The organism is Streptomyces sp. NPDC051310, assembly GCF_044455245.1.
In the GTDB taxonomy this organism is placed as follows: Bacteria; Actinomycetota; Actinomycetes; order Streptomycetales; family Streptomycetaceae; genus Streptomyces.
The window spans coordinates 60,572-87,141 of sequence record NZ_JBITEO010000022.1; the positions used below are offsets into that span (position 1 = coordinate 60,572).

The following is a 26,570-nucleotide window of genomic DNA, read 5'->3' on the forward strand; positions in this document are numbered from 1 at the left end:
AAGAGACCTAGATCACAGATATTTGGGGGTAACCATTTGGACGGCTCGCGAGTCTAAATGGGCGATGCCAGAACGTCTTGGGGGACGTTCATGGGATGTCTTGGGGGACATCCCAGGCAAGCGTAGGCCGGGGCACGTGCACCGGGGAGCTTTGAGCGGCCCTCCCGTACGTACCCCGGCGGATCGCATCGCGAGCTTCTGCTGAAACCCGGCAGACGCCCGGCCGGATCCCGTGGGGGGAATCCGCTCCGGGATATGGAAGCGCCCCGCCAGCCGACCCGTGGGGGGATCGGAGGCGGGGCGCTTTCGCGTCCGGGAGGCGCGGGTGTCAGCGGCTCTCGACCGGGACGAAGTCGCGCAGGACCTCACCCGTGTAGATCTGGCGCGGGCGGCCGATGCGGGAGCCCGGCTCCTTGATCATCTCGTGCCACTGGGCGATCCAGCCCGGCAGGCGGCCCAGCGCGAACAGCACGGTGAACATCTCGGTCGGGAAGCCCATCGCCCGGTAGATCAGACCCGTGTAGAAGTCGACGTTCGGGTAGAGGTTGCGCGAGACGAAGTAGTCGTCGGCGAGCGCGTGCTCCTCCAGCTTCAGCGCGATGTCCAGCAGCTCGTCGGACTTGCCGAGTGCCGAGAGGACGTCGTGCGCCGCCGCCTTGATGATCTTCGCCCGGGGGTCGAAGTTCTTGTAGACGCGGTGGCCGAAGCCCATCAGCCGGACGCCGTCCTCCTTGTTCTTCACCTTGCGGATGAAGGAGTCGACGTCGCCGCCACTGGCCTGGATGCCCTGGAGCATCTCCAGCACCGACTGGTTGGCGCCACCGTGCAGCGGGCCCCACAGGGCCGAGATGCCGGCCGAGATCGAGGCGAACATGTTCGCCTGCGACGAGCCGACCAGGCGCACGGTCGAGGTGGAGCAGTTCTGCTCGTGGTCCGCGTGCAGGATCAGCAGCTTGTCGAGCGCGGCGACCACGACCGGGTCCAGCTCGTACTCCTGCGCCGGCACCGAGAAGGTCATCCGCAGGAAGTTCTCGACGTACGAGAGGTCGTTGCGCGGGTAGACGAACGGGTGGCCGATCGACTTCTTGTACGCGTACGCCGCGATCGTCGGCAGCTTGGCGAGCAGCCGGATCGTGGACAGGTGGCGCTGCTTCTCGTCGAACGGGTTGTGGCTGTCCTGGTAGAACGTCGACAGGGCGCTGACCACCGAGGACAGCATCGCCATCGGGTGCGCGTCGCGCGGGAAGCCGTCGAAGAACCGCTTGACGTCCTCGTGCAGCAGCGTGTGCTGCGTGATCTCGTTCCGGAAGGCCGCCAGCTCGTCGACCTTGGGAAGCTCACCGTTGATCAGCAGGTAGGCCACCTCGAGGAAGGTGGAGCGCTCGGCCAGCTGCTCGATGGGGTAGCCGCGGTACCGCAGGATGCCCTGCTCGCCGTCGAGGTAGGTGATCGCGGATTTATAGGCGGCGGTGTTGCCGTACCCGCTGTCCAGGGTCACCAGACCGGTCTGGGCTCGGAGCTTCCCGATGTCGAAGCCCTTGTCACCGACGGTGCTCTCGACCACCGGGTAGGTGTACTCACCGTCCGCGTACCGCAGTACTACAGAGTTGTCGCTCACGTCATCCCTCACCGACGTAGTGCCTCTTCTTCGAGGTGCCCTGACTGTCTCTACCATCCCCCACTTGGCTCAGCAGAGTGCACTCGGGGTCGACCATTCGGCCAATTGGCGGCACTCAGTGCCGTCAACCTGCTCATCCTGCCCCCTTCGCCCCGCTTGCGAAAGTCCTGTGATCTTCTAGGTGATGTTTCCCACCCGCACCTCACCTGTCAGCCGGTGGCGCAGTGAGGTAAAGCGCCGGCCGGCGGACACGGTGCGGACGGCCTGGGCGATCGCCTTGCGCGACCCGACGAGCACGACGAGCTTCTTGGCGCGGGTGACGGCGGTGTAGAGCAGGTTGCGCTGCAGCATCATCCACGCGCCGGTGGTGACGGGGATCACCACGGCCGGGTACTCGCTGCCCTGGGAGCGGTGGATGGTGACGGCGTACGCGTGCGCCAGTTCGTCCAGCTCGTCGAAGTCGTAGGGGACCTCCTCGTCCTCGTCCGTCCGCACCGTCAGGCGCTGGTCGTCCACGTTGAGCGACGTGACCACGCCGACGGTGCCGTTGAAGACGCCGTTCGCCCCCTTCTCGTAATTGTTGCGAATCTGGGTGACTTTGTCGCCGACGCGGAACACCCTTCCGCCGAACCTCTTCTCGGGCAGGTCGGGCCGGGCGGGCGTGACGGCCTGCTGGAGCAGGCCGTTGAGGGTGCCCGCGCCCGCCGGGCCGCGGTGCATGGGGGCGAGGACCTGCACGTCGCGGCGGGGGTCCAGGCCGAACCTCGCCGGGACGCGGCGGGCCGCGACGTCGACCGTGAGCCGGCCGGCCTCCTCGGTGTCCTCGGTCACGAAGAGGAAGAAGTCCGGCAGCCCGGAGGTGATCGGCTGCTGGCCGGAGTTGATCCGGTGGGCGTTGGTGACGACCCCGGACTGCTGCGCCTGGCGGAAGATCCTGGTGAGCCGTACGGACGGGATGGGGCTGTCCGGGGCCAGCAGGTCGCTGAGCACCTCGCCGGCGCCGACGCTCGGCAGCTGGTCCACGTCACCGACCAGGAGCAGATGAGCTCCCGGCGCCACCGCCTTGACCAGCTTGTTCGCCAGCAGCAGGTCCAGCATGGACGCCTCGTCGACGACGACCAGGTCGGCGTCGAGCGGCCGGTCGCGGTCGTACGCCGCGTCCCCGCCCGGCTTCAGCTCCAGCAGGCGGTGCACGGTGGACGCCTCGGCGCCGGTGAGCTCCGACAGCCGCTTGGCGGCACGGCCGGTGGGTGCCGCGAGGACGACCTTGGCCTTCTTGGCGCGGGCCAGCTCCACGATGGACCGGACGGTGAACGACTTGCCGCAGCCGGGGCCACCCGTGAGGACGGCGACCTTCCGGGTGAGCGCGAGCCGGACGGCCTCCTCCTGCTCGGGCGCGAGGTCCGCTCCCGTGCGCTCCGCGAGCCACGCCAGGGCCTTGTCCCAGGCGACGTCCCGGAAGGCCGGCATCCGGTCCTCGTCGGTGCGCAGCAGCCGCAGCAGCTGGGCGGACAGGGAGATCTCGGCGCGGTGGAACGGCACGAGGTAGACCGCGGTCAGCGGCTGCCCCTCGGGGCCCGGCACCCGCTCCCGCACGATGCCGCCCTCCTCCTCGTCGGCCGCGAGTTCGGCGAGGCACTCGATGACCAGACCGGTGTCGACCTGGAGCAGCTTGACCGCGTCGGCGATCAGCTGCTCCTCGGGCAGGAAGCAGTGGCCCTGGTCGCTGGACTGGGACAGGGCGTACCGGAGCCCGGCCTTGACGCGCTCGGGGCTGTCGTGGGGGATGCCCACGGCCTGCGCGATCCGGTCGGCGGTGAGGAACCCGATGCCCCACACGTCGGCGGCGAGGCGGTAGGGCTGGTTCTTCACGACGGAGATCGAGGCGTCCTCGTACTTCTTGTAGATCCGCACCGCGATGGAGGTGGAGACGCCGACGCCCTGGAGGAAGACCATGACCTCCTTGATCGCCTTCTGCTCCTCCCAGGCGGCGCCGATCAGCCGGGTCCGCTTCGGCCCGAGCCCCGGCACCTCGATGAGCCGCTGCGGCTCCTGCTCGATGACGTCGAGCGTCTCGACGCCGAAGTGGTCGACGATCCGCTCGGCGATGCGCGGGCCGATGCCCTTGATCAGGCCGGAGCCGAGGTAGCGGCGGATGCCCTGGACGGTGGCCGGCAGGACGGTGGTGTAGTTCTCCACCGTGAACTGTCTGCCGTACTGGGGGTGGGAGCCCCAGCGGCCCTCCATGCGCAGCGACTCCCCCGGCTGCGCGCCGAGCAGCGAGCCGACGACCGTGAGGAGTTCGCCGGCGCCGCGGCCCGTGTCGACCCGCGCGACCGTGTAGCCGTTCTCCTCGTTGGCGTACGTGATCCGCTCGAGGACCCCTTCGACCACTGCTGCACTGGACATGCCTCCGACGCTACCCGCCGGGTCGGACATGCCGGCGGCCCCTGTGGACAACTGCCCGGCCCGGGCCCGCCCCGAGGGCGCGCGAACGGCTGCCGCAAAGAGGGGACCCGTGGCAGGGACTGCGCCAAGGGGCCCGGTCCGTCGACCGGGCCCCTGCGTGCTCCCCCTCCGTCGGGGCTTCCCCATCCCCCCGGATCCCTCCCCGGAAGCCCTGATGCCATGTACGACACCCGTCACGTCGGAAGGGTTGCACGGATGCACGCGGTAATTTTTCCGGAATTCCTCTTCCGGATCGTGGTCGCTAACCGGCCAGCCGGGCGAAGCGCCGTGCCGTCTCCTCCAGGACCTCCGCGCCGTCCCGCGCCCACAGCTCGTCGTTGAAGAGCTCGACCTCGACCGGGCCGGTGTAGCCCGCCGCGTCGAGGCGGTCGCACCAGGCACGCAGGTCGATGGTGCCGTCGCCGAGCTGCCCGCGCCCGTTGAGAACGCCGGCGGGCAACGGGGTGGTCCAGTCGGCCAGTTGGAAGGCGTGGATACGGCCCTGCTCGCCCGCCCGCGCGACCGCCGCCGGGGCGCGGTCGTCCCACCAGACGTGGTAGGTGTCCACGACGACCCCGACCTGCCCCGCCGGGAACGGTGCCGCGAGGTCCAGCGCCTGGTCGAGGGTGGAGACGGCGCAGCGGTCGGCCGCGTACATCGGGTGCAGGGGCTCGATCGCGAGCCGGACGCCCCGCTCGGCCGCGTACGGGACGAGTTCGGCGAGCGCGTCGGCGATGAGTCCACGGGCGGCCGCCAGGTCCCTGCCGCCCGGCGGCAGGCCGCCGGAGACCAGGACGAGGGTGTCCGTCCCGAGGGCGACGGCCTCGTCGACGGCGGCGCGGTTGTCGTCGAGGTCGGCGGCGGTGGTGAAGAAGCCCCCGCGGCACAGCGTGGTGACCGCCAGGCCGGCGTCGCGGACCAGCTCGGCGGTGGCCTCCAGGCCGTACTCGGCGACCGGCCCGCGCCACAGCCCGACGCCGGGGATGCCCAGGCGCACGCAGCCCTCGGTCAGTTCCGGCAGGGACAGCTGTTTGACCGTCATCTGGTTGACGCTAAAGCGGGCCAGGTCCGTCACTGGTCGACTCCGTACACGGTGAGCAGGGACTTCATGCGCGCCTCCGCGAGCTGCGGGTCGGGGAAGAGGCCCAGTCCGTCGGCCAGTTCGTAGGCCCGGGCGAGGTGCGGCAGGGAGCGGGCCGACTGCAGCCCGCCGACCATGGCGAAGTGGTCCTGGTGGCCTGCGAGCCACGCCAGGAGGACCACGCCCGTCTTGTAGAACCGGGTCGGCGCCTGGAAGAGGTGGCGGGACAGGGCGACGGTGGGGTCGAGGAGCGCGCGGAAGCCGGCCGTGTCCCCGGTGTCGAGGACGCGGATCGCCTCGGCCGCCACCGGGCCCAGTGGGTCGAAGACGCCCAGCAGGGCGTGGCTGAAGCCGTGCTCGTCCCCCGCGATCAGCTCGGGGTAGTGGAAGTCGTCGCCGGTGTAGCAGCGCACGCCGTCCGGGAGGCGGCGGCGCAGGTCGACCTCGCGCTCCGCGTCCAGCAGGGACACCTTGATGCCGTCGACCTTGTCCGGGTGCTCGGTGATGACCTTGAGGAAGGTGTCGGTCGCCGCGTCCAGGTCGGACGAGCCCCAGTAGCCCTCCAGCGCCGGGTCGAACACCGGGCCCAGCCAGTGCAGGATCACCGGCTCGCCCGCCTGGCGCAGCAGGTGCCCGTAGACGGTGAGGTAGTCGTCGGCGGACCGCGCGGCCGCGGCCAGCGCGCGGGAGGCCATCAGGATGGGCTGCGCGCCGGTCTCCTCGACCAGCGCCAGCTGCTCCTCGTACGCGGCGCGGACGGCGGCCAGGTCCGCCGGGCCGGACAGCTGGTCGGTGCCCGCGCCCGCCGCGATGCGCCCGCCGACCGCCTTCGCCTCGGCCGCCGAGCGGCGGATCAGCTCGGCGGCGCCGGCCCAGTCCAGGCCCATGCCGCGCTGTGCGGTGTCCATCGCCTCGGCGACGCCGAGGCCGTGGGACCACAGGTGGCGGCGGAAGGCGAGGGTGGCGTCCCAGTCCACCGCCGCGGGCGCGTCGGGGGACACGTCCGCGTACGGGTCCGCCACGACGTGGGCGGCGGAGAAGACCGTGCGGGAGGCGAGCGGGGGGCCGCCCGCGGTGAAGGCGGCGGGTTCCGTCCGCGGTGTGTACGTGCCGTGCGGCAGCCGGATCGTCACAGCGTCAGCTCCGGCACGTCGTAACGGCGGCCTTCCGCCGAGGACTTCAGGCCCAGCTCGGCGAGCTGCACACCGCGCGCGCCCGCCAGCAGGTCCCAGTGGTACGGCTCGTCGAGCGCGACGTGGCGCAGGAAGAGCTCCCACTGCGCCTTGAAGCCGTTGTCGAACTCGGTGTTGTCCGGTACCTCCTGCCACTGGTCGCGGAACGCGTGCGTCGCCGGCAGGTCGGGGTTCCACACCGGCTTGGGGGTGGCGGAGCGGTGCTGGACGCGGCAGCCGCGCAGACCGGCGACGGCCGAGCCGTGGGTGCCGTCGACCTGGAACTCGACGAGCTCGTCGCGGTGGACGCGCACCGCCCAGGAGGAGTTGATCTGTGCGACGGCACCGCCCTCCAGCTGGAAGATGCCGTACGCGGCGTCGTCGGCGGTGGCGGCGTACGGCTTGCCGTCCTCGTCCCAGCGCTGCGGGACGTGGGTGGTGACGTGGGCGCTGACGGAGGTCACCCGGCCGAAGAGCTCGTGCAGGACGTACTCCCAGTGCGGGAACATGTCGACGGCGATGCCGCCGCCGTCCTCGGCGCGGTAGTTCCAGGAGGGGCGCTGGGCCGGCTGCCAGTCGCCCTCGAAGACCCAGTAGCCGAACTCGCCGCGCACGGACAGGATCTCGCCGAAGAAGCCGCCGTCGACGAGGCGCTTCAGCTTGAGCAGGCCCGGCAGGAAGATCTTGTCCTGGACGACGCCGTGCTTGATGCCGGCGTCCCGGGCGAGGCGGGCCAGTTCCAGGGCGGCGGCGGTACCGGTGGCGGTCGGCTTCTCGGTGTAGACGTGCTTGCCGGCCGCGATGGCCTTCGTCAGAGCGCCGGCGCGGGCCGAGGTGACCTGTGCGTCGAAGTAGATCTCCGTGCTCTCGTCGGCGAGGGCCGCGTCGAGGTCGGTGGTCCACTCGGTCAGGCCGTGACGCTCGGCGAGCGCGCGCAGGGCGTGCTCGCGGCGGCCGACGAGGACGGGCTCGGGCCACAGGACCCGGCCGTCCCCCAGGTCGAGGCCGCCCTGTTCGCGGATGGCCAGGATGGAGCGCACCAGGTGCTGGCGGTGGCCCATCCGGCCCGTGACGCCGTTCATGGCGATCCGCATCGTCCTGCGTGTCACGAAGGTCCTCCAGGTCTCGTCGGCCTGCCGCGCCGACCGGCCGTAGCAAGCGCTTTCTACGGGGGGTGACGCTAGCCTGCGGGCAGCGGCCCGTACAAGAGCCACGCCCGACTCTCCGCGGAGGAAAGCGATGACAGTCACCCTGGCCGATGTGGCGGCGCGCGCCCGGGTGTCCCCGGCGACCGTGTCGCGCGTCCTGAACGGCAATTACCCGGTCGCCGCGTCCACGCGCGAGCGGGTGCTGCGCGCGGTCGACGAACTCGACTACGTACTGAACGGGCCGGCCAGCTCGCTCGCCGCCGCCACCTCCGACCTGGTCGGGATCCTCGTCAACGACATCGCCGACCCCTTCTTCGGGATCATGGCGGGCGCGGCACAGAGCGCGATCGGCGAGGGTGCGTCGGGGCGCGCGGGGGGCGAGAAGCTCGCGGTGGTCTGCAACACGGGCGGCTCCCCCGAGCGGGAGCTGCGCTACCTGACGCTGCTCCAGCGCCAGCGCGCGGCGGCCGTCGTGCTCACCGGCGGCGCGCTGGAGGACCCGGGCCACACGGCGGCGATGGCAGCGCGGTTCGCCAAGCTCGCGGACGCGGGCACGCGCGTGGTGCTGTGCGGGCGCCCGCCCGCGCCGGGAGCGCCGGGAGCCGGCGGGGACGCCGCGATCACGGCCGCGCTGGCCTTCGACAACCGCGGCGGCGGGCGGCGGCTCACCGAGCACCTGCTGGCGCTCGGCCACCGGCGGATCGGGTACGTGGCCGGGCCGGCCGAGCGCACGACGACCCGGCACCGGCTGGAGGGCCACCGCGAGGCGATGGCGGCCGCGGGAGCGGCGGACGAGGAGCTGCGGCGGCTCACCGTGCACGGCCCGTACGACCGCCGCTCGGGGTACGACGCGACGCTCGAACTGCTCCGGCGCGACCCGGAGCTGACCGCGGTGGTCGCCGCCAACGACACGGTCGCGCTGGGCGCCTGCGCGGCCCTGCGGGACCAGGGGCTGCGCATCCCCGAGGACGTCTCCGTGGCGGGCTTCGACGACCTGCCCTTCTCGGTGGACGCGGTCCCCGCGCTGACCACGGTGCGGCTGCCCCTGCCGGAGGCGGGCGCACGGGCGGGCCGGCTGGCGATCGGCACGGAGACCCCGCCTCCGGGCGGCATCGCCACGATCGGCGCGGAACTGATGGTGCGGGCGTCGACGGGGCGGCCGCGGGGGTAGGGCGCGGGGGGCGCCGGAGGGTGGGCCGTGGCTCCGCCGGCGGGTAGGGCGCGGGGCCGCCGACGGGGCAGGGCGCGCGACGGCGGGACGTTCGGTCATGGGTGGCGGACGAGCGGGTAGGTTCGCCGTCATGAAGTACGCCTTCTCCACCCTCGGTGTTCCCGGAATGCCCGTCGCCGACGTCGTACGGCTCGCCGCCGAGACGGGGTACGACGGCGTCGAACTGCGTGTCCACCCCGACGAACCGGTGCACCCCGGCCTCGTGGCGCACGAACGGCGGGCCATCGCCGGTGAGTTCGCCCGGGCGGGCGTGGACATCCTCGCCGTGGCGGGGTACGCGCAGGTCGCTGCGGCGGGTGACGACGAGCCCGTGTACGAGGAACTGCACCGGCTCCTGTATCTCGCGGCCGACCTGGGCGCCCCCTACGTACGGGTGTTCCCGGGCGGCGGGGACCAGGACCCCGCGGAGGCGGACGCGACGGCGGCCCGGCGGCTGGGCGCGGCCGCGGAGGTCGCCGCCGAGCTCGGCGTGCGCGTCCTCCTGGAGACGCACGACTCGCACCGCGCGGGTGCGGACGTGGCCCGGATCGCGGGGACGGTGGGTCACAAGCACGTGGGCGTGGTGTGGGACCTCATGCACACCTGGCTCGCGGGCGAGGAGCCCGAGGCCACGCACGCCGTCCTGGCCCCGTACCTCGGCTATGTGCAGGTCAAGGACATCGCGTCCCGAGAGGACACCACGCCCCTCCCCCTCGGCGCCGGGGTGCTCCCGCTCGACGCGTGCCTGTCGCTGATGCGCGGTGAGGGCTGGGTGTGCTGGGAGTACGAGAAGCGCTGGTACGCGGACGCCGCCGAACTGCCGCCCCTGCTCGCGGCGGGACGCGAGCGCCTGTCGGGCACACCGCGCGCCTGACCGCGCCGCCGGGCGCGCGCCCTGCCACGTGCCGCCGCGTGCCGCCGCTATCCCGCCCGCGGCGGGGACGCCCCGGCGGGCTCCGCGTGCCGCTCGCCCCGCACCGCGGCTACCGCCTCCGCCGCGGGGGCCGCGGGCCGGGTCCCCGCACGCCCCAGTGACGTCAGCGCCACCCCGCCCACCAGCAGCGCGGCCGCGCACCAGCGCAAGGGGGTGACCTGCTCCCCGAGGAACAGGGCCGCCGAGGACATGCCGAAGACGGGGACCAGGAGGGAGAACGGTGCGACGGAGGAGGCCGGGTGGCGGCGCAGCAGCCATCCCCAGGCGCCGAATCCGAAGACCGTCGTGATCCAGGCGACATAGACGATGACGCCCGCGCCCGTCCAGTCCAGCGACCGCAGCGCCGCCGCGCCCCGTGCCGGGCCCTCGAACAGCAGGGACAGGGCCAGCAGCGGCAGGACGGGGACGGTGCTGACCCACACCATGAAGTTGAGCGCGTCGGGCGGGGCCGCCTTGCGGGTCAGGACGTTGGACACGCCCCAGAACGCGGCGGCCGCGACGCACAGCGCGAGGCCCAGCAGGGGCCCGGACGCGCCCTCGTCGGCCGCCGCGACCGCGATCCCGCCGAGCGCGACGGCCATGCCGGCCAGCCGGGTGCGGCCGGGCCGTTCCCCGAGCGCCGCGAAGGCGAACAGCGCGGTGAAGACGGCCTGGACCTGGAGAACCAGCGAGGACAGCCCCGCCGGGGCGCCCCGGTCCAAGCCGGTGAAGAGCAGGCCGAACTTCGCGACGCCGAGCGCCAGGCCGACCCCGGCGATCCACTTCCACGCCACCTTCGGGCGGCCGACGAAGAACACGGCGGGCAGGGCGGCCACCAGGAAGCGCAGGGCGGAGAAGAGCAGGGGCGGGAAGTGGTCGAGTCCGATGTCGATGACGACGAAGTTGACCCCCCAGACTGCGGCGACGAGCGTGGCGAGGGCGATGTGGGACGGGCGCATGCGTCGAGCATCCCGGGCCGAACCATGTAGCACCAGCACGAATCTCTTCATGGTTGGATGAAGCATCGCTTACGAAAGGGGGGCCGCCGTGCTGGACCTCGGACGGCTGCGGGCGCTCCACGCGGTCTCGGTGTACGGCACGGTCGGCGCAGCCGCGGCCGCCCTCGGTTACACCCCGTCGGCCGTCTCGCAGCAGATCGCCAAGCTGGAGCGGGAGACCCGCACCACGCTGCTGGAGCGGCAGGGGCGCGGGGTCCGCCTCACCGACGACGCGCACCAACTCGCCGCGACGGCACAGCGGTTGCTGTCGATCGTCGAGGAGGCCGAGGTGCGGCTGGAGGAGCGGCGCGGCCTGCCCTCCGGGCGGCTGCGCGTGGGGTGCTTCGCCAGCGCCGCCCGGGGGCTGATGCCGCGCGCCCTCGCGGAGCTGGCGCGGCGTCACCCGGCGCTCGACGCCCGCCTGACGGAGGTGGATCCCCACCTGTCGGTCGACCTCGTCGGGCGGGGCGTGATCGACCTGGCGGTGGCGCACGACTGGGACATCGCGCCGCTGCCCGCGCCGCCGGGGGTCGAGCAGGCCGTCATCGGCGACGACCTGTGCGACGTCCTCGTACCGCTCGGGCATCCACTCGCGGCGCGTGACGCCGTCCGCCGGGAGGACCTCACCGAGGAACGGTGGATCTCGCCGCCGCCCGGCACGGTGTGCCACGACTGGCTGGTCCGCACGTTGCGGGCGGCCGGGCGCGAGCCGGACATCGTGCACCGGGCGGAGGAGAACCACACGCAGGTGGCCCTGGTCGCGGCCGGTCTGGGAGTGGCGCTGGTCCCGCGCCTGGGCCGTGGCGCGCTGCCGGAGGGGGTGGTGACCGTACGCCTCGACCCGGTGCCGAAGCGGCGGTTGTCGGCGCTGTGGCGGGTGGGTGCCGCGCGGCGGCCGGCGATCACCGAGACGGTCCGCACCCTGCAGGAGCTGTGGCCCTCGGTCGCCGCCGCCTGACACCCGTCCGCCCCCGCCGCCGCGGCCCCCGCCGCGAGCGGCCCCGGGCCCGCCGCCTGACGCCCCGCCGGACCCGGCCGGCCCCCGCCGCGTGGCGGCCCGGAGCCCGCCGCCTGGCTCCCATCCGCCGCGCCCCCTGACGCCCCGTCCGCACCCGATCCGGCCGAGCGCCCCGGCGCACCACCACGCCGTCCGGCGCCCCGCGCCGGACTCCGCCCCACCGCCCGAGGACGCCGCCGGCACGCGATTGGCCGAGCGCCCGCCCCGTACGGCATGCCGCGCCCCCAGCCGGACGCGTCGGGCGGGAACCCGGTGGCGGCCGGGTCCGTCGAACGGGACGTACTGCCGGGGAGTCACCGCAGCGCGGTGCCGGCCTCACCGCCGTGCGATCGCCGCCCCGCGGCCGGCAGTACGCCGCCACCGGTCCGCCCCCCTCCGCGGCGCCGGTGGCGGACCCGCCGCCCCCGCGGCTGCCGGGGTCCTTGACCTGGCAGTTACTTTCCGGCTATGCGTGGCACCTTGGAAGTTTCCTTCACCACCTCCACTTCCCTCCACGCACGGCCGGAAGGAGCACCAGTGCACCACCGGGCCACCACCTCCAGACGTACCCTCCTCACCGTCACCGCCGCCGCGGCGGCCGCCGCCGCGACCGGCGCCACGGCGTCCGCCCACGCCGGGGCCTCCGGCGACCGCCGCCTCCACGCGCTCATCTCCCGCATGAGCCTGGAGGAGAAGGTCGGCCAGCTCTTCGTCATGCGGGTGTACGGGCACTCCGCCACCGCCCCCGACCAGGCCGACGCCGACGCCAACCTCAAGGAGATCGGCGTCCGTACCGCCGCCGAGCTCATCGCCAGGTACCACGTGGGCGGCATCATCTACTTCTCGTGGGCGCACAACACCCGCGACCCCCACCAGATCGCCGACCTGTCCAACGGCATCCAGCGCGCCGCGCTGGACCGCCCCACGCCGGTCCCGCTGCTGATCTCCATCGACCAGGAGCACGGCATCGTCGCCCGGATAGGGGAACCCGCCACGCTGATGCCCGGCGCCATGGCGCTCGGCGCGGCCGGCTCCCGCTCCGACGCGCGCCGGGCCGCGCGGATCGCGGGCTTTGAGCTCGCCGCGATGGGCATCCGCCAGAACTACGCGCCCGTCGCCGACGTCAACGTCAACCCCGCCAATCCCGTCATCGGCGTGCGCTCCTTCGGCGCCGACCCGCAGGCCGTCGCCCGGCTGGTCGCCGCGCAGGTGAGCGGCTATCAGGCGGCGGGCGTGGCGGCCACGTCCAAGCATTTCCCCGGGCACGGGGACACCGAGACCGACAGCCACTACGGGTTGCCGCGGATCGGCCACACGCGCGCGCAGTGGGAGGCGCTCGACGCGCCGCCGTTCCGGGCGGCCGTGGCCGCCGGCATCGACTCCATCATGACGGCCCACATCGTCGTCCCGGCCCTCGACGCCGCCGAGGACCCCGCCACCCTCTCCCGCCCCATCCTCACCGGCATCCTGCGGGAACGCCTCGGCTACGACGGGGTCGTGGTGACCGACTCGCTCGGCATGGAGGGGGTGCGGACCAAGTACGGCGACGACCGCGTGCCCGTCCTCGCGCTGAAGGCGGGCTGCGACCAGCTGCTCAACCCGCCGAGCCTGGCCACCGCCTGGAACGCCGTGCTCGGGGCCGTGCGGAGCGGCGAGATCAGCGAGGCCCGCATCGACGAATCGATTCTCCGCATCCTGCGCCTGAAGGCGAAGCTCGGCCTGTTCCGCGATCCCTACGTCTCCCACGAGGGTGTCGACCGCGCCGTCGGTACCCGCTCCCACCTCGCCGCGGCCGACCGGATCGCCGAGCGGACCACGACCCTGCTGCTCAACGAGGGCGGACTGCTGCCGCTCGACCGCCGCGCAATGCCGGACCTGCTCGTCGTCGGCGCCGATCCGGCGTCCCCCTCCGGCACCACCGGCCCGCCGACCGCCACACTCGCCACCGCCCTCACCGAGCTCGGGTTCACGGTGGCGGCCCTGTCCACCGGTACGGCCCCGTCCGCGGCGCGGATCGACGAGGCGGTGGCGGCCGCGGCCGGCAAGGACGCGATCGTCGTGGGGACGTACAACGTCTCGGCCACCAGCACGCAGCGCACGCTGGTAGCCCGGCTCGCGGCGACCGGCCTGCCGGTGGTCACCGTCGCGATCCGCAACCCGTACGACGTGGCGCGGCTGGGCGGCCAGCGCGCCACGCTGGCCACGTACTCCTGGACCGACGTCGAACTGCGCGCCGCCGCGCGGGTGATCGCCGGGCGGGCGCGGCCGGAGGGGCGGCTGCCCGTCCCGGTCCAGCGCGCGGACGATCCGACCCGGGTGCTGTATCCGGTGGGGTACGGCCTGACGTACTAGACGTACTCGGCGACGCAACCTCTCGCGCTCCGGTGGCGTGGACCCGCCACGGCGGGCCACGCTGGAGCGAGCGATCGGGGGGGTGCCGGATGCGCCGGATACGGACCATCGGGGTGGTGTGCGCCGTCGTCCTCGTGGCGGCGGCGCTCACCACCGGCTGCCACCGGGCCGCCGGGGCGGGTGCGGCCGGGCTGCCGGCGCCGGCGGCCTCCACCGGGTACGGGGAGGTCTTCCTCGGGGCCGGCGACTGCGGCACCCGCGGCCGGGAGGTCCGCGAGGTGCCGTGCGGCAGCGAGCGGGCGGCGGCCCGGGTGCTGGCGCGGTACGCGGATCCGGCGGCCGGCGGGCCGGTCTGCCCCAGGGCCACCGATTTCGTGCTGCACGTCTCGGAGCGCCGCCCCGCCGCCGACGAGGACGGTGACGGCGCCGTGCCGCAGGGCTACGCGTGCATGCGCAACCTGGAGCCGCCGCACCCCGGCGACCCGGGCGGCGGAGGGGGCCCGCACACCCTGGTCGGCGACTGCCTCTCCGCCACCCGCGCGGGGCGGGTGCGGGAGACGGCCTGCGAGGGGCCGGGCGAGCCCCGGCCGCGGTACCGCGTCACCGCGGCCGTCGAGCGCCGGGCGCATTGTCCCGCGTCGACGGCCCTGTACGTGGCGCTGGCCGGCGACGGGCGGGTGGGCTGCGCGCGCCGCCTCTGAGGGTGCCGGCGGGGTGCGTCCGCGCCCCGCCGGCGGTGCGTCAGGGACGCAGGGTGCGCTGCCGGTCCAGGACGCGCCGGTCGAGGCGCGGATCGGTGCGGACGGCCTCGGGGGCGATGCCCGCCCACGCCTGGATCCGCGCCGTGGCCTTCGTGCGCTGGGCCTCGACGAGGTCCGCCACGCCGGCCCCGTGGTTGGCGCCGGGGGCGGCGAAGACGTAGCTGTCGCGGGCGCCCTTGTCGACGCGGAACCGCTCCGCGCCCCACGGGTCGTTCGCGCCGTACACGAAGAGCATCCGCTGCGCCCGGGTGCGCACCCAGGTGTCCACGTCGCGCATCACCCAGGGCTTGAAGCGGGGCAGCGGGATCTCCCGCGGCACGAAGTTGCGGGCGGGCTGGTAGCCGTACCGGGTCAGGCCCTTCAGGTGGTCCATCCGCAGGCCGGGCGAGCCCAGTTCGGTGGCGGCCTGGTAGTAGTACGGGACGGCCGGTTCGAGGCCCTGGTCGGTGTAGTAGGCCCAGCCCGAGTAGGTGTCGATGGTGTCGTAGACGACCTGGTCGGTGGCGGTGGCGGCGTCCGGGATGCCGGCGCAGTCGGACTCGCCGTGGTACTGCCAGAAGGCCCAGGCGAAGTCGAGGACGACGGCTTCGTACGCCCGGTCGAGGCTGCCGACGGTCCGGAAGGTGGCGCCCTCGGCGTCGGCCCAGGCGCGGTACTTCTCCTGCAGCGGCGCACGGCGGACCAGCGCCTCGCGCTGCAGGGCGGCGAGGCGGGCGCGGCACTCCGCGGTGCCGACGGTGGCGAAGAACCGGTCGTAGGCCGAGTCCTCCTTCTCCACCACGTCGTTGGGGGCGACGTACGCGACGACGGCGTCCATGTCGCGCGGGTAGAAGCGCTCGTAGTAGGTGGCGGTCATGCCGCCCTTGGAGGTGCCGGTGGCCAGCCACCGGCGGTCGTAGAGCGGCTTCAGCGCGGTGAAGACGCGGTGCTGGTCGGAGGCGGCCTGCCAGATGTCCAGCTTCGACCAGTCGGCGGGAGCGGGGCGGGACGGGGTGAAGAAGCGGTACTCCAGGGAGACCTGGTTGCCGTCGACGATGGACGTCGGCTCGGACCGCCAGGGCCGGGTACTGACCTCGTAGCCGCTGGTGTGGAAGACCGTGGGGCGCCCGGTGTCCTTGTGCAGCAGGGTGAGGCGCTGCCGGAAGGTGCCCCGGGAACGGTCGCGGTGGTCGACCGGCTGGGTGTACTCGAGGACGAAGAAGCGGTAGCCGGGGTAGGGCTTCTCCTCGATCAGGCTCATCCCGGGGATGGCCAGGATGCGGTCCTTGATGTCCGTGGTCGTGCGGCTGTCGGCCGGGCCGGCGGCGGTGGCCGTGCCGGCCGCGCTCACGGTGCCTATGAGCACCACGAGGGACAGCAGCCATCTGAGCGCCTTGCGCATGCACCCTCCACTGGGTTCACGGTGGTCGCCGTGAACCTAGCGGGGTCAACACCGCCGGGACCAGAGTGACTTGCGGACACCGGCGGGATTCAGCAGAGGATCCACCCCGTGGTGCCGCCGCGGCCGGCGACGGAACCGGAGACGCGGACGCAGCGGTTGAGGGCGTGCACGGTGACGGGCCCGGCCTGCCGGGTGAACCGCCCCGCGTCGACGGCGGCGCGGCCGCCGCGCGGCTGCACGGACACGGCCATCGCCCGGCGGGCGCCCGGTTTCTTCGCGACGGCGACGGCGCAGGCGTACTGGCGGTTCTTGTAGACCTTCAGGGTTCCGGTGGGGAACGGCAGGGTCTTGACGAGACGCCCGGAGCAGGCGGCCACCGCCTCGGCGCGGGAGGTACCGGGTCCGGCGAGGGTGAGGGCGCTCACGGCGACCAGCACCGCGAGGACGTGCACGAACAGTCGTTTCGTCGTTCCGGCCACCTGCGCCTCACCGAACACGCTTGCTCCTCTTCGCCTCGTGAGCGTACATGCGTACGACGCAAGGGGCCGGTGGATGGTTGCGTGGGCGCCCGCCGGCGGGCGGGGACGGTGCGCCCCCGCACCCGCCGGCCTCATGCCACGAGCGGTGCCTCGCCCACGAAGGTGGCCCACAGCCGGGCGTACCGGCCGCCCCGGGCCAGGAGCTCCTCGTGGGTGCCGTCCTCCGCGACGCGTCCGTGGTCCATCACGACCACCCGGTCCGCCCGCGCCGCCGTGGTGAGGCGGTGGGCGACCACCAGGGTGGTGCGCCGGCCGGTCAGCCGGTCGGTGGCGGCGTTCACCTGCGCCTCGGTGGCAAGGTCCAGCGCCGCGGTCGCCTCGTCGAGGAGCAGGATGTCCGGGTCGACCAGCTCCGCGCGGGCCAGGGCGATCAGCTGGCGCTGGCCCGCCGACAGGTTCCGGCCGCGCTCAGCGACCTCGTGGAGGTAGCCGCCGTCCAGCGTGGCGATCATGTCGTGCGCGCCGACCGCGCGCGCCGCCGCCTCCACCTCCGCGTCGGTCGCGTCCGGGCGCCCGTAGGCGATGGCGTCGCGGACCGTGCCGGGGAAGAGGTACGCCTCCTGGGGCACCACGCCGAGGCGGTGCCGGTACGCCGTGAGGTCGAGCTCGCGCAGGTCGGTGCCGTCGGCGGTGACGCGGCCCGTCGTCGGGTCGTAGAACCGCGCGACCAGCTTGACCAGCGTCGACTTGCCCGCGCCGGTCTCGCCGACGAACGCCACCGTCTGCCCCGCCGGGATCCGCAGGTCCACGCCGGTGAGGGCGGCTTCCTCGGCGCCGCCGGTGTCCGCGTTGTACGCGAAGGAGACCTTCTCGAAGGCGATCTCGCCCCGCAGGGAGGACACCGGGCGGGGCCGCTCGGGTGCGGCGGTGGAGGTGGGCTCCCGCAGCAGCTCCTGGATGCGCCCCAGCGACACCGTGGCCTGCTGGTAGCCGTCGAAGACCTGCGACAGCTGCTGCACGGGCGCGAAGAACAGGTCGATGTAGAGCAGGTACGCGACGAGGGCGCCGGTCGTGAGCGTGCCCGCCTCGACGCGCCCGGCGCCGACGATCAGCACCGCCGCGGCCGCCACTGACGACAGCAGCTGGACGAACGGGAAGTAGACCGAGATCAGCCACTGGCCGCGCACCCGGGCCGCGCGGTACTCCGAGCTCAGCTCGGTGAACCGCCGCGCGCCCGTACCCTCGCGCCCGAACGCCTGCACGATCCGCAGCCCCGCCACCGACTCCTGGAGGTCGGCGTTGACCACGCTGATCCGCTCACGCGCCAGCTCGTACGCCTTGACGCTGGAGCGCCGGAAGAAGAACGTCCCGACGATCAGCGGCGGCAGCGTGGCGAAGACGACCAGCGCCAGCTGCACGTCGATGACGAGGAGCGCGACCATGATCCCGAAGAAGGTCACGACCGACACGAACGCGGTGACGAGCCCGGTCTGGAGGAACGTCGACAGGGCGTCCACGTCCGTGGTCATCCGGGTCATGATCCGCCCGGTCAGCTCGCGCTCGTAGTAGTCGAGCCCGAGGCGCTGGAGCTGCGCGAAGATCTTCAGGCGCAGTGCGTACAGCACGCGCTCGCCGGTGCGGCCGGTCATCCGGATCTCACCGGTCTGCGCCAGCCACTGCACGGCCACGGTCCCCAGCGCCAGCGCCGAGGCCGCCCACACGGCGCCCAGGGCGAGCTGCTCGACACCCTCGTCGATGCCGTGCCGGATCAGCACCGGCAGCATCAGGCCCGACCCCGCGTCGACCGCCACCAGCAGCAGGCTCACCAGCAGGGGCAGCCCGAAGCCGCGCAGCAGCCGGCGCAGTCCGTACGACTCCTCGGGCGTGACCGCCCGTGCCTCGTCGACGTCCGGCGCGTCGGTGGCCGGCGGCAGGGCCTCGACCTGGGCGAGCAGCTCCGGGGTGGCGCCGGGGGTGTCGGAGTCGCCGGCCGCGCGGGCGTCGCGCTCCCACAGGGCGGGTGTGATGCCGCGTTCCGCGTCGTACTCGGCGTCGAGCTCCTCGCGGACGGTGCGGTCCTCCTCCGGCGCGGACACCGGCACGGCGTGGCCGGGCGAGACGCCGCCCAGCTCGTCGGGGTCGGTGAGCAGCCGCCGGTAGAGCGCGGAACGCGCCTGGAGCTCCTCGTGCGTGCCGATGTCGGACAGCCGGCCGTCGTCGAGGACGGCGATCCGGTCGGCGAGGTTCAGGGTGGAGCGGCGGTGGGCGATGAGCAGGGTGGTGCGCCCGGCCATCACCGAGCGCAGTGCCTCGTGGATCTCGTGCTCCACGCGCGCGTCGACCGCGGAGGTGGCGTCGTCGAGGAGCAGCAGCCGCGGGTCGGTGAGGATCGCGCGGGCGAGGGCGACGCGCTGGCGCTGGCCGCCCGAGAGGGTCAGGCCGTGCTCGCCGACCTTGGTGTCGTACCCGTCCGGCAGCTCGCTGATGAAGCCGTCGGCCTGCGCGGCCCGTGCCGCCGCGCGGATCTCCTCGTCGGTCGCGCCGGGCTTGCCGTACGCGATGTTCGCGCGGACGGTGTCGGAGAAGAGGAAGCTGTCCTCCGGTACGAGCCCGATGGCGGCCCGCAGCGAGGCGAGGGTCAGCTCGCGCACGTCGTGCCCGCCGACCAGGACGGCGCCGTGCGTCACGTCGTAGAAGCGGGGCAGCAGCAGCGAGACGGTGGACTTGCCGCTGCCGGAGGCGCCGACGACGGCGACGGTCTCGCCGGGGCGGATCTCCAGCGAGAAGCCGTCGAGGACGGGCCGCCCGTCCTCGTACGCGAACGACACGTCGTCGAACTCGACGCCCGCGGGGACGTCGGCGGGCAGCTCCTTCGTCCCGTCACGGATCACCGGCTCCGTGTCGATCAGCTCCAGGACGCGCTCGACGCCCGCGCGGGCCTGCTGGCCCACGGTCAGCACCATGGCGAGCATCCGGACGGGCCCGACGAGCTGCGCCAGGTAGGTGGAGAAGGCCACGAACGTACCGAGGGTGATCTGGCCGCGGGTGGCCAGCCAGCCGCCGAGGGCGAGCATGGCGACCTGCCCGAGGGCGGGCACGGCCTGCAGCGCCGGGGTGTAGCGGGCGTTCATGCGGATGGTGCGCAGCCGGCCGGCGAAGAGCTTGCGGCTCGCGTCGCGCAGCTTGCCGGTCTCCTGCTCCTCCTGCCCGAAGCCCTTGACCACGCGGACGCCGGAGACCGCGCCGTCGACGACGCCCGCCACGTGTCCCGCCTGGGCCTGGGCGTACCAGGTGGCGGGGTGCAGGCGGGTGCGGCTGCGGCGGGCGATGAACCACAGGGCGGGCGCGACGGCGAGGGCGACGAGGGTGAGGGGCGGCGACAGCAACGCCATGATGACCAGCGATATCAGGAACAGCAGGACGTTCCCGATGGTCATCGGGAGCATGAAGAGCAGGCCCTGGATCAGCTGGAGGTCGCTGGTGGCGCGGCCGACGACCTGCCCGGTGGACAGTTCGTCCTGGCGCCGCCCGTCGAGCCGGGTGATCGTCCCGTACATATCGGTGCGCAGGTCGTGCTGGACGTCGAGGGCGAGGCGCCCGCCGTAGTAGCGGCGCACGTACGTCAGGGCGTAGACGACGAGCGCGGCCACGAGCAGGAGGCCGGTCCACACGGCGAGGGATCTCGTGCCGTCGCCGATGACGTCGTCGATGACGACCTTGGTGATCAGCGGGACGACGGCCATGACGGCCATGCCGGCGAGGGACGAGCCCAGGGCGAGGACGACGTTGCGCCGGTACCGCCAGGCGTAGCCGGCCAGCCGCCGTGCCCACCCTTGTTCCGCCGCCTCAGCCGCCGCCACTGGTGCCTCCCGTTTGTCCGTCCGGACACAATCCGACGGAAGGCACCAACACGCCCCGGTACGAATTTCATCCCGTCGCAACGTTCCGCGGTGCCGCAGCATGCGCGCGACGTGCCGCGACGGGACGGACCGCGAGCGGAACCGGGGCGTGGGCGTGGGGCCTGGGCTAGGAGGCCGGGCCGGTCTCGGGCACCGGCGGCATGACCTCGTGCGGCACGGCGGGCGGCGTGAAGAACGACCGGCCGGTCGTGGAGGCGGTCGGGTTGAGGTCCCGGTGGACCACCCGCGCGACGGCCTGGATGGTGTTGACGCCGTCGGTCATCGTCGCGTTGTCGTGCGTCAGGACGGTGATCGAGTAGTTCGCCTTGTCGCTGGTGAACGCGCCGATGCTGTGCACCCGCCAGCCGTGCGTGGCGCGCGACAGCCAGCCGTTCTTGACGTGCACGGTGACGCCGCTCGGCGTACCGGCCGGCGTGCCCCAGCGCTGCGACGAGATCACCCGGCGCATGAGGCCCTGCACGAACGCGCGGGCGCTGTCGCTCAGCACGCCGTTCTGGTTGGTGAGCAGACCGAGCAGCTTGCGCTGGTCCCGCGCGGTCACCTGGGTCAGGCCCCAGTAGCCGCCCGAGCCGGGCACGGTCTGCGTCATCCCGGCGGTCTGCAGGAAGGCGCTGATCTTCGCCACGCCGAGCTGCTTCCACAGCGCGCTGGTCGCGGCGTTGTCGGACTTGGTGATCGCGGCGGTGCTCAGGTCGATCTCGCGCTGGGTCAGCCGGCGCTTCTGCTTCCCGGCATCCCACAGCAGGGTGGCCACCACGGTCGTCTTGACGATGCTGGCCGAGTCGAACTTCTGGGTGGCGCGCAGTTCGCAGTGCGTCTTGGTGGTGCGGTCGTAGACGGCGACGGCCGTCGTGGAGGCACGGCCCTTCAGGGCGGCGGCGATGTCCTGGGACAGCTTGGTGGCGAGCCCCGCCTTGCCGGACGTGCACGTCACGGCCGGGGTCGCGGCGGCGGCGGGAGTCGCCGTGGCGGCGGTGGGCAGCAGCACCCCGAGGGCGAGGGCCGTGCACAGCGCGCCGCGTCGGGTGCGGTGTATGGATGTCACGCCCTGTCAGACACGCGGGTGCGCGGAAGGTTGTACGGCGGCGGCGGGCCCGCCGGAGTGTCCGCCGGCGGGCGCCCGGCTCACACGTGCGTCGGCGCGAACATCCGCAGGCGGGCCGGGAGGACGACCACCGACGGCCCGCGCGTGGCGAGGGAGGCCGCCAGGTCCGCGCGCAGGTCCTCCGGGGTCGTACGGACCGCGGGCACGCCGAACGACTCGGCCAGGGCGACGAAGTCGGGGCCGTCCAGCTCGGTGCCCGTGGCGGTGCCGAAGGCGTCGGTCATGTACGCGCGCAGGATGCCGTAGCCGCCGTCGTCGACGATCAGCCAGGTGACGTCCAGGCCGTACTGCTTCGCCGTGGCCAGCTCCGCGAGGGAGTACATGGCGCCGCCGTCGCCGGAGACGGCCAGGACCGGCCCCGTCGGGTCGGCGACCGCCGCGCCCAGCGCCGCCGGGAAGGCGTAACCGAGGCCGCCGGCGCCCTGCGCCGAGTGCATGGTGTTGGGCCGGCGGGCGTCGAAGGCCGACCAGGCCCAGTAGGCGAGGATCGTCATGTCCCAGAAGCTCGGCGCGGCGTCCGGCAGGGCGGCGCGCACCGCCGCGAGGACCTCCTGCTCCAGGGCGAGGTCCTGGGTGGCGAGCCGCTCACGCACCTTCGCCAGCACCGAGCGGACGCGCCCGGCGGCGCCGGGGTCCTCGCGCGCCGGAACCGTCTCCAGCAGCGCCATGAGCGCCAGCCGGGCGTCGGCGTGGATGCCGAGAGCGGGGTGGTTGGACTCCAGCTTGCCGAGATCGGCCTCGATCTGGACGATCCGGCCCCGCGGGGCGAACGTGTGGTAGTTCGAGGACAGCTCCCCCAGCCCGGAACCGACCACCAGCAGGACGTCCGCGTCCTCCAGGAAGTCGGTGGTGTGCCGGTCCTCCAGCCACGACTGGAGCGACAGCGGGTGCTCCCAGGGGAAGGCGCCCTTGCCGCCGAACGTGGTGACGACCGGAGCGTTCAGCCGCTCGGCCAGCGCCCGCAGCTTGCCGGACGCGTCGGAGCGCACGACGCCGCCGCCCGCGATGATCGCGGGCCGCTCGGCACGGGCGAGCAGATCCGCGGCCACGGCCGTCAGCTCCGGGCGCGGGGCGAGCTCCTCCGGAGTGGCGTCGACAGCCGTGACCACCGGCAGGGCCGTCTCGGCGACCAGGACGTCCTGCGGGATCTCCACCCAGACGGGACCGTGCGGCACGGTCAGCGCCGACTCCCAGGCGGCGGCGACCGCCGACGGGATCTGCGACTGGGACCGCACCGTGTGCACGGACTTCACCACGTCGCGGAAGGACGCCTGCTGGTCCCGCAGCTCGTGCAGGTGACCGCGGCGGCCGCCGCCGAGCCCGGCGGCCGGGACCTGGCTGCCGATGGCCACGACGGGAGCGCTGGCCGCGGCCGCCTCCTGGAGCGCGGGGAGCGCCATCAGGGCGCCGGGCCCCGTGGAGAGCAGCAGCGGCGCCGCCTCACCCGTGATGCGGCCGTACGCGTCGGCGGCGAAACCCGCGTTGTTCTCGGCCCGCAGGCCGACGTACCGCAGCGAGGAGCGGCGCAGGGCGTCGAACACGCCCAGCGCGTGCTGGCCGGGCAGCCCGAAGACCGTGGTGGCCCCCAGCCCCGCGAGCGTCTCCACGACGAGGTCGCCCCCGGTCCGGCCGGGCGGCGGGTTCAGCGCGGCCTCCGTCTGTGCGGCGGTGGGCCGCAGCACCAGGTCGTGGTCGTGCGTCACGTCTGCCTTCTCCTCAGGGCTCGGTTCGCCTCCGGGGCGCCGGTGGGCGGCCCGGACGCTCCGTGGGGAGGCCGGTCCCCGCGGGAACGGTACCCGCGGGGGCCGGCGCCGGCCGAGGCAGGCGGCCGCAGGGCCGGACGACGGCGGTACGGCTACTGCGCGGGGGACTCCGCGGCCGCCGCGCGCTGCGCCGCGATCTGGCGGGACATGATCGTGGTCAGCTCGTACGCCGTGTGGGAGGCGGCGACCGAGGTGATCTCGGCGTGGTCGTACGCCGGGGCGACCTCGACGACGTCCGCCGACACCAGGTTGCACGAGGCCAGGCCGCGCAGGATCTCCAGCAGCTCGCGGGAGGTCATGCCGCCCGCCTCGGGGGTGCCGGTGCCGGGCGCGTGGGCCGGGTCCAGGCAGTCGATGTCGATGGAGATGTACAGCGGGCGGTCGCCGATGCGCTGGCGGAGCTGGTCGGCGATCTCGTCGGCGCCGCGGCGGTAGACGTCGGCCGACGTCACGATGCCGAAGCCCATCTTCTCGTCGTCCGTCAGGTCCTGCTTGCCGTACAGCGGTCCGCGCGTACCGACGTGCGACAGCGCCTCGGTGTCGAGGATGCCCTCCTCGACGGCCCGGCGGAACGGCGTGCCGTGCGTGTACTCGGCGCCGAAGTAGGTGTCCCAGGTGTCGAGGTGGGCGTCGAAGTGGAGCAGGGCGACCGGGCCGTGCTTCTTCGCCACCGAGCGCAGCAGGGGCAGCGCGATGGTGTGGTCGCCGCCCAGCGTCATCAGGCGGGCACCGGTGCCGAGCAGGTCGTCGGCGGCGGCCTCCACGGTCTCCACGGCCTCGTTGATGTTGAACGGGTTCACGGCGATGTCGCCGCCGTCCGCCACCTGCGCGAGCGCGAAGGGCGAGGCGTCCTGGGCCGGGTTGTACGGGCGCAGCAGGCGCGAGGCCTCACGGATGGCGTTGCCGCCGAAGCGGGCGCCGGGGCGGTAGGAGACACCGGAGTCGAAGGGCACGCCGACGACGGCGACGTCGGCGGTGCCGACCTCGTCGAGCCGCGGCAGCCGCGCGAACGTGGCGGGTCCGGCGTACCGCGGGACGCGGGACGAGTCGATGGGGCCGCGCGGCGTCACGTTCTCGTTGCTGCTCATGTCCAGATGCCTTCTTTCACGGACTTCTACGCTTTTCGACCCATAAGGCTAATCGTGGGCCGGTGACGACAGTAGGTGGTCCGGGCGCGGTGCAGAAGTGTACGTTTCCTCCATCACGCACGCTCCGGATGGAGGAACCGTCCATGTCCGAGGCCACGCCGCCCCCTCCGGGGCCGGCCGTCCCGCTCGGCGACCTCCTCGCCCGCGAGGACCTGGGCCTGCGGCTGATCGCGGGCTCGCCCGGGACCGGCGTCCACTGGGTGCACGCCTCGGAGATGGCCGACCCGTACCCGTACCTGCTCGGCGGCGAGCTGCTGCTGACCGCGGGCGTGCAGCTCGCCGACCCGGAGCGGTACGTCGCGCGGGTGGTGGCGGCGGGCGCGGCGGCGCTCGGTTTCGGGGTGGCGCCGGTGCACGACACCGTGCCGGACGGACTGGTCGCGGCGTGCGCGCGGCACGGGCTGGCGCTGCTGGAGGTGCCGCCCGGGACGCCGTTCGCGGCGGTGGGGCGCGCGGTGTGGCGGCTGATGGAGCAGGCCCGCCACCACGAGCTGCGGCGCGTGACGCAGGCGCAGCAGGCGCTGGCGTCCGCCGCGGCGCGGCCCGATCCGGTGCCCGCGGTGCTCGCGGCGCTGGCGTCCCGGCTGGGCGGCCGGGCCGCGCTCTACACGCCGGACGGCACGGAGTACGCGGCGGCCGGGCGGCCCGTCGCGCCGGAGGCGGCCGCGGCGCTGGTGCGGCTGGCCGGGGTGCTCCGCACCGGGGCCCGCCCCTCCTCCGCCACCGACACCGCCGCCGGGGTGCACCTCGCGGCGTACGCCCTCGGCGGCGAGCGGCGCCTCGCGCTCGGTGTCGCGGCGGCCCGGCGGGAGCCGGGGGACCACACGGTCGCGGGGGTGGCGGTGGTGCTGCTGTCGCTGCTGACGGCGCCGCACCAGGGTGCCGAGGAGGCCGCCCGCTCGGGCGCCCTGGTGCGCCTGCTGCTGGGCGCGGCGCCCGCGGAGGTGGCCCCGCTGCTGGGCGACGCGCCGTGGACCGTGGTGCACGCGCGCGGCGAGGGGCCCGTGCCGGCGCTGGGCACCCCTCTGGTGGACGCCGGGGAGGGGACGGTCCGGGCGCTCCTGCCGTCCGGCCGCGAGCCGGCGCCGCCGCCCCCGGGCTGGACGTTCGGGGTCAGCGCGCCTGCGGACCCCGGCGGGCTCGGCGCCGCGGACCGCCAGGCGGCCCGGGCGCTGCGCCGGGCCCGGGCCGCGCACACCCCGCTGGCCCGGCACCGCGAGGCCGGCCTGGCGGCGCTGGTCGACCCGGAGGAGGCCGCCGCCCACGCCCGCGCGCTGCTCGGGCCGCTCACCGAGCCCCTGACGGAGACCCTGCGCACCTGGCTGTCGCTGCACGGCAACTGGGACCGCACGGCCACGGCGCTGGGCGTGCACCGCAACACGGTCCGCCAGCGCATCGCGCGCTGCGCCGCCCTCCTGGAGGCCGACCTGGACGACGCCGAGGTCCGCATGGAGCTGTGGTTCGCGCTGCGGTGGTTGTGACCCTGGGGCAGCACCCGGACCACCGCAGGCGCCGGGGACGCAAGCACGGCCCCTACGCGATGTCCCCCATCCACATGCGCCGCCCCAGCTCGTCGAGTTCCGCCTTGCGCTCCTCGTACTCAGGGAGGGCCCGTCCGAGCAGCGCCCAGAAGTCCGGGCCGTGGCCGTGGACCCTCACGTGGGCGAGCTCGTGGGCCACGACGTAGTCCACGAGGTGCATGGGGAGCTGGAACAGCGGCCAGCCGAGGCTCATCCGCCCCTTCTCCCGCTTGTCGGGACCGGGCCGGAAACCGGCCCAGCGTCCGAGATCGGACGCGTCCAGGGTGGGCTCGGGCACTCCCATGCGGGCCGCCCACGGCTGGAGGCGTCCCACGGCCCAACGACGGCCGGCCCGGCAGTACCAGGTGGTGAGCGCCGCCCGTCACAGGGTGGCCTCGGCGGCTTGTGCCGCACTGATAACGAGCCGTCCTGCGACCAGCCGGACAGGGGCCTCCGAACGCGCCGGGTGGCAGCGCTCGACGCGTCCTCGGGCACGACGAAGGTCAGTTCTTGTTCGTCGCGCAGTGGCCGCACATTGGCCGTTCGGAATCTCAGC

18 protein-coding genes and 1 pseudogene are annotated in these 26,570 nt (G+C 73.9%); 6 read left to right on the forward strand and 13 right to left on the reverse strand.

Annotated features, from left to right (window positions below; translation table 11 throughout):
- Nucleotides 1–328 precede the first annotated feature (328 nt).
- The 5 genes from ACIA79_RS26920 to ACIA79_RS26940 all read right to left on the reverse strand — a co-directional run bounded on the left by ACIA79_RS26920 (nucleotide 329) and on the right by ACIA79_RS26940 (nucleotide 7,428).
- Nucleotides 329–1,618 carry a citrate synthase gene (locus tag ACIA79_RS26920; protein ID WP_031076091.1) on the reverse strand — a complete coding sequence of 430 codons (1,290 nt, stop codon included), beginning with the start codon at nucleotides 1,616–1,618 and terminating at the stop codon, nucleotides 329–331.
- Nucleotides 1,619–1,795: 177 nt separating this feature from the next.
- Nucleotides 1,796–4,027, reverse strand: a complete 2,232-nt coding sequence (locus tag ACIA79_RS26925; RefSeq protein ID WP_399430923.1) for an ATP-dependent RecD-like DNA helicase — start codon at nucleotides 4,025–4,027, stop codon at nucleotides 1,796–1,798.
- A 301-nt stretch (nucleotides 4,028–4,328) separates the two neighbouring features.
- Nucleotides 4,329–5,108: a sugar phosphate isomerase/epimerase family protein gene (locus tag ACIA79_RS26930; protein WP_399430924.1), complete on the reverse strand. Its 780-nt coding sequence runs from the start codon at nucleotides 5,106–5,108 to the stop codon at nucleotides 4,329–4,331.
- A gap of 29 nt (nucleotides 5,109–5,137) precedes the next feature.
- A complete protein-coding gene (locus ACIA79_RS26935) occupies nucleotides 5,138–6,280 on the reverse strand; it encodes a dihydrodipicolinate synthase family protein (RefSeq protein ID WP_399430925.1) in 1,143 nt (380 codons plus the stop codon).
- Nucleotides 6,277–7,428 (reverse strand): Gfo/Idh/MocA family protein, encoded by a 1,152-nt coding sequence (locus tag ACIA79_RS26940; protein WP_399430926.1) that lies wholly within the window; start codon nucleotides 7,426–7,428, stop codon nucleotides 6,277–6,279. The genes ACIA79_RS26935 and ACIA79_RS26940 overlap by 4 nt, the downstream gene beginning before the upstream one ends.
- Nucleotides 7,429–7,558: 130 nt before the next feature.
- Between ACIA79_RS26940 and ACIA79_RS26945 the strand changes: the two genes are divergently transcribed.
- Nucleotides 7,559–8,638, forward strand: a complete 1,080-nt coding sequence (locus ACIA79_RS26945; protein ID WP_399430927.1) for a LacI family DNA-binding transcriptional regulator — start codon at nucleotides 7,559–7,561, stop codon at nucleotides 8,636–8,638.
- A gap of 130 nt (nucleotides 8,639–8,768) precedes the next feature.
- On the forward strand, nucleotides 8,769–9,551 hold the full coding sequence (locus tag ACIA79_RS26950; protein WP_399430928.1) for a sugar phosphate isomerase/epimerase family protein: 783 nt from the start codon (nucleotides 8,769–8,771) through the stop codon (nucleotides 9,549–9,551).
- Between the two features lie 47 nt (nucleotides 9,552–9,598).
- On the opposite strand, the gene ACIA79_RS26955 is transcribed toward ACIA79_RS26950, so the two are convergent.
- Entirely contained in the window at nucleotides 9,599–10,549 is a 951-nt protein-coding gene (locus tag ACIA79_RS26955; protein WP_399430929.1) for an EamA family transporter, read from the reverse strand.
- Nucleotides 10,550–10,637: 88 nt separating this feature from the next.
- On the opposite strand from ACIA79_RS26955, the gene ACIA79_RS26960 reads away from it, so the two are divergent.
- From ACIA79_RS26960 to ACIA79_RS26970, 3 genes are all read left to right on the forward strand, one after another.
- Nucleotides 10,638–11,546: a LysR family transcriptional regulator gene (locus ACIA79_RS26960; RefSeq protein ID WP_399430931.1), complete on the forward strand. Its 909-nt coding sequence runs from the start codon at nucleotides 10,638–10,640 to the stop codon at nucleotides 11,544–11,546.
- A gap of 576 nt (nucleotides 11,547–12,122) precedes the next feature.
- Entirely contained in the window at nucleotides 12,123–13,937 is a 1,815-nt protein-coding gene (locus tag ACIA79_RS26965; protein ID WP_399430932.1) for a glycoside hydrolase family 3 protein, read from the forward strand.
- 89 nt (nucleotides 13,938–14,026) lie between these two features.
- Complete coding sequence (locus ACIA79_RS26970; RefSeq protein WP_399430933.1) at nucleotides 14,027–14,638, forward strand: hypothetical protein; 612 nt, start codon at nucleotides 14,027–14,029, stop codon at nucleotides 14,636–14,638.
- A gap of 40 nt (nucleotides 14,639–14,678) precedes the next feature.
- Here the strand turns inward: ACIA79_RS26970 and ACIA79_RS26975 are convergent, their stop codons facing one another.
- The 6 genes from ACIA79_RS26975 to speB all read right to left on the reverse strand — a co-directional run bounded on the left by ACIA79_RS26975 (nucleotide 14,679) and on the right by speB (nucleotide 24,434).
- Nucleotides 14,679–16,079: a S28 family serine protease gene (locus tag ACIA79_RS26975; protein WP_399430934.1), complete on the reverse strand. Its 1,401-nt coding sequence runs from the start codon at nucleotides 16,077–16,079 to the stop codon at nucleotides 14,679–14,681.
- An 89-nt stretch (nucleotides 16,080–16,168) separates the two neighbouring features.
- The gene (locus ACIA79_RS26980; RefSeq protein ID WP_399430935.1) at nucleotides 16,169–16,576 is read right to left on the reverse strand and encodes a hypothetical protein; all 408 of its coding nucleotides are present in this window, start codon (nucleotides 16,574–16,576) and stop codon (nucleotides 16,169–16,171) included.
- Nucleotides 16,577–16,689: 113 nt separating this feature from the next.
- Nucleotides 16,690–20,418, reverse strand: a complete 3,729-nt coding sequence (locus tag ACIA79_RS26985) for an ABC transporter ATP-binding protein (RefSeq protein ID WP_399430936.1) — start codon at nucleotides 20,416–20,418, stop codon at nucleotides 16,690–16,692.
- Nucleotides 20,419–20,584: 166 nt separating this feature from the next.
- A complete protein-coding gene (locus ACIA79_RS26990; protein WP_399430937.1) occupies nucleotides 20,585–21,523 on the reverse strand; it encodes a serine hydrolase in 939 nt (312 codons plus the stop codon).
- 80 nt (nucleotides 21,524–21,603) lie between these two features.
- The gene (locus ACIA79_RS26995) at nucleotides 21,604–23,286 is read right to left on the reverse strand and encodes a thiamine pyrophosphate-binding protein (protein WP_399430938.1); all 1,683 of its coding nucleotides are present in this window, start codon (nucleotides 23,284–23,286) and stop codon (nucleotides 21,604–21,606) included.
- Between the two features lie 152 nt (nucleotides 23,287–23,438).
- A complete protein-coding gene (gene speB, locus ACIA79_RS27000) occupies nucleotides 23,439–24,434 on the reverse strand; it encodes an agmatinase (RefSeq protein WP_399430939.1) in 996 nt (331 codons plus the stop codon).
- Nucleotides 24,435–24,577: 143 nt separating this feature from the next.
- On the opposite strand from speB, the gene ACIA79_RS27005 reads away from it, so the two are divergent.
- Entirely contained in the window at nucleotides 24,578–25,975 is a 1,398-nt protein-coding gene (locus ACIA79_RS27005) for a PucR family transcriptional regulator ligand-binding domain-containing protein (protein ID WP_399430940.1), read from the forward strand.
- A 52-nt stretch (nucleotides 25,976–26,027) separates the two neighbouring features.
- Here ACIA79_RS27005 and ACIA79_RS27010 read toward each other — a convergent pair.
- A pseudogene (locus ACIA79_RS27010) lies at nucleotides 26,028–26,384 on the reverse strand (M48 family metallopeptidase); the annotation flags it as partial.
- Nucleotides 26,385–26,570: the final 186 nt, after the last annotated feature.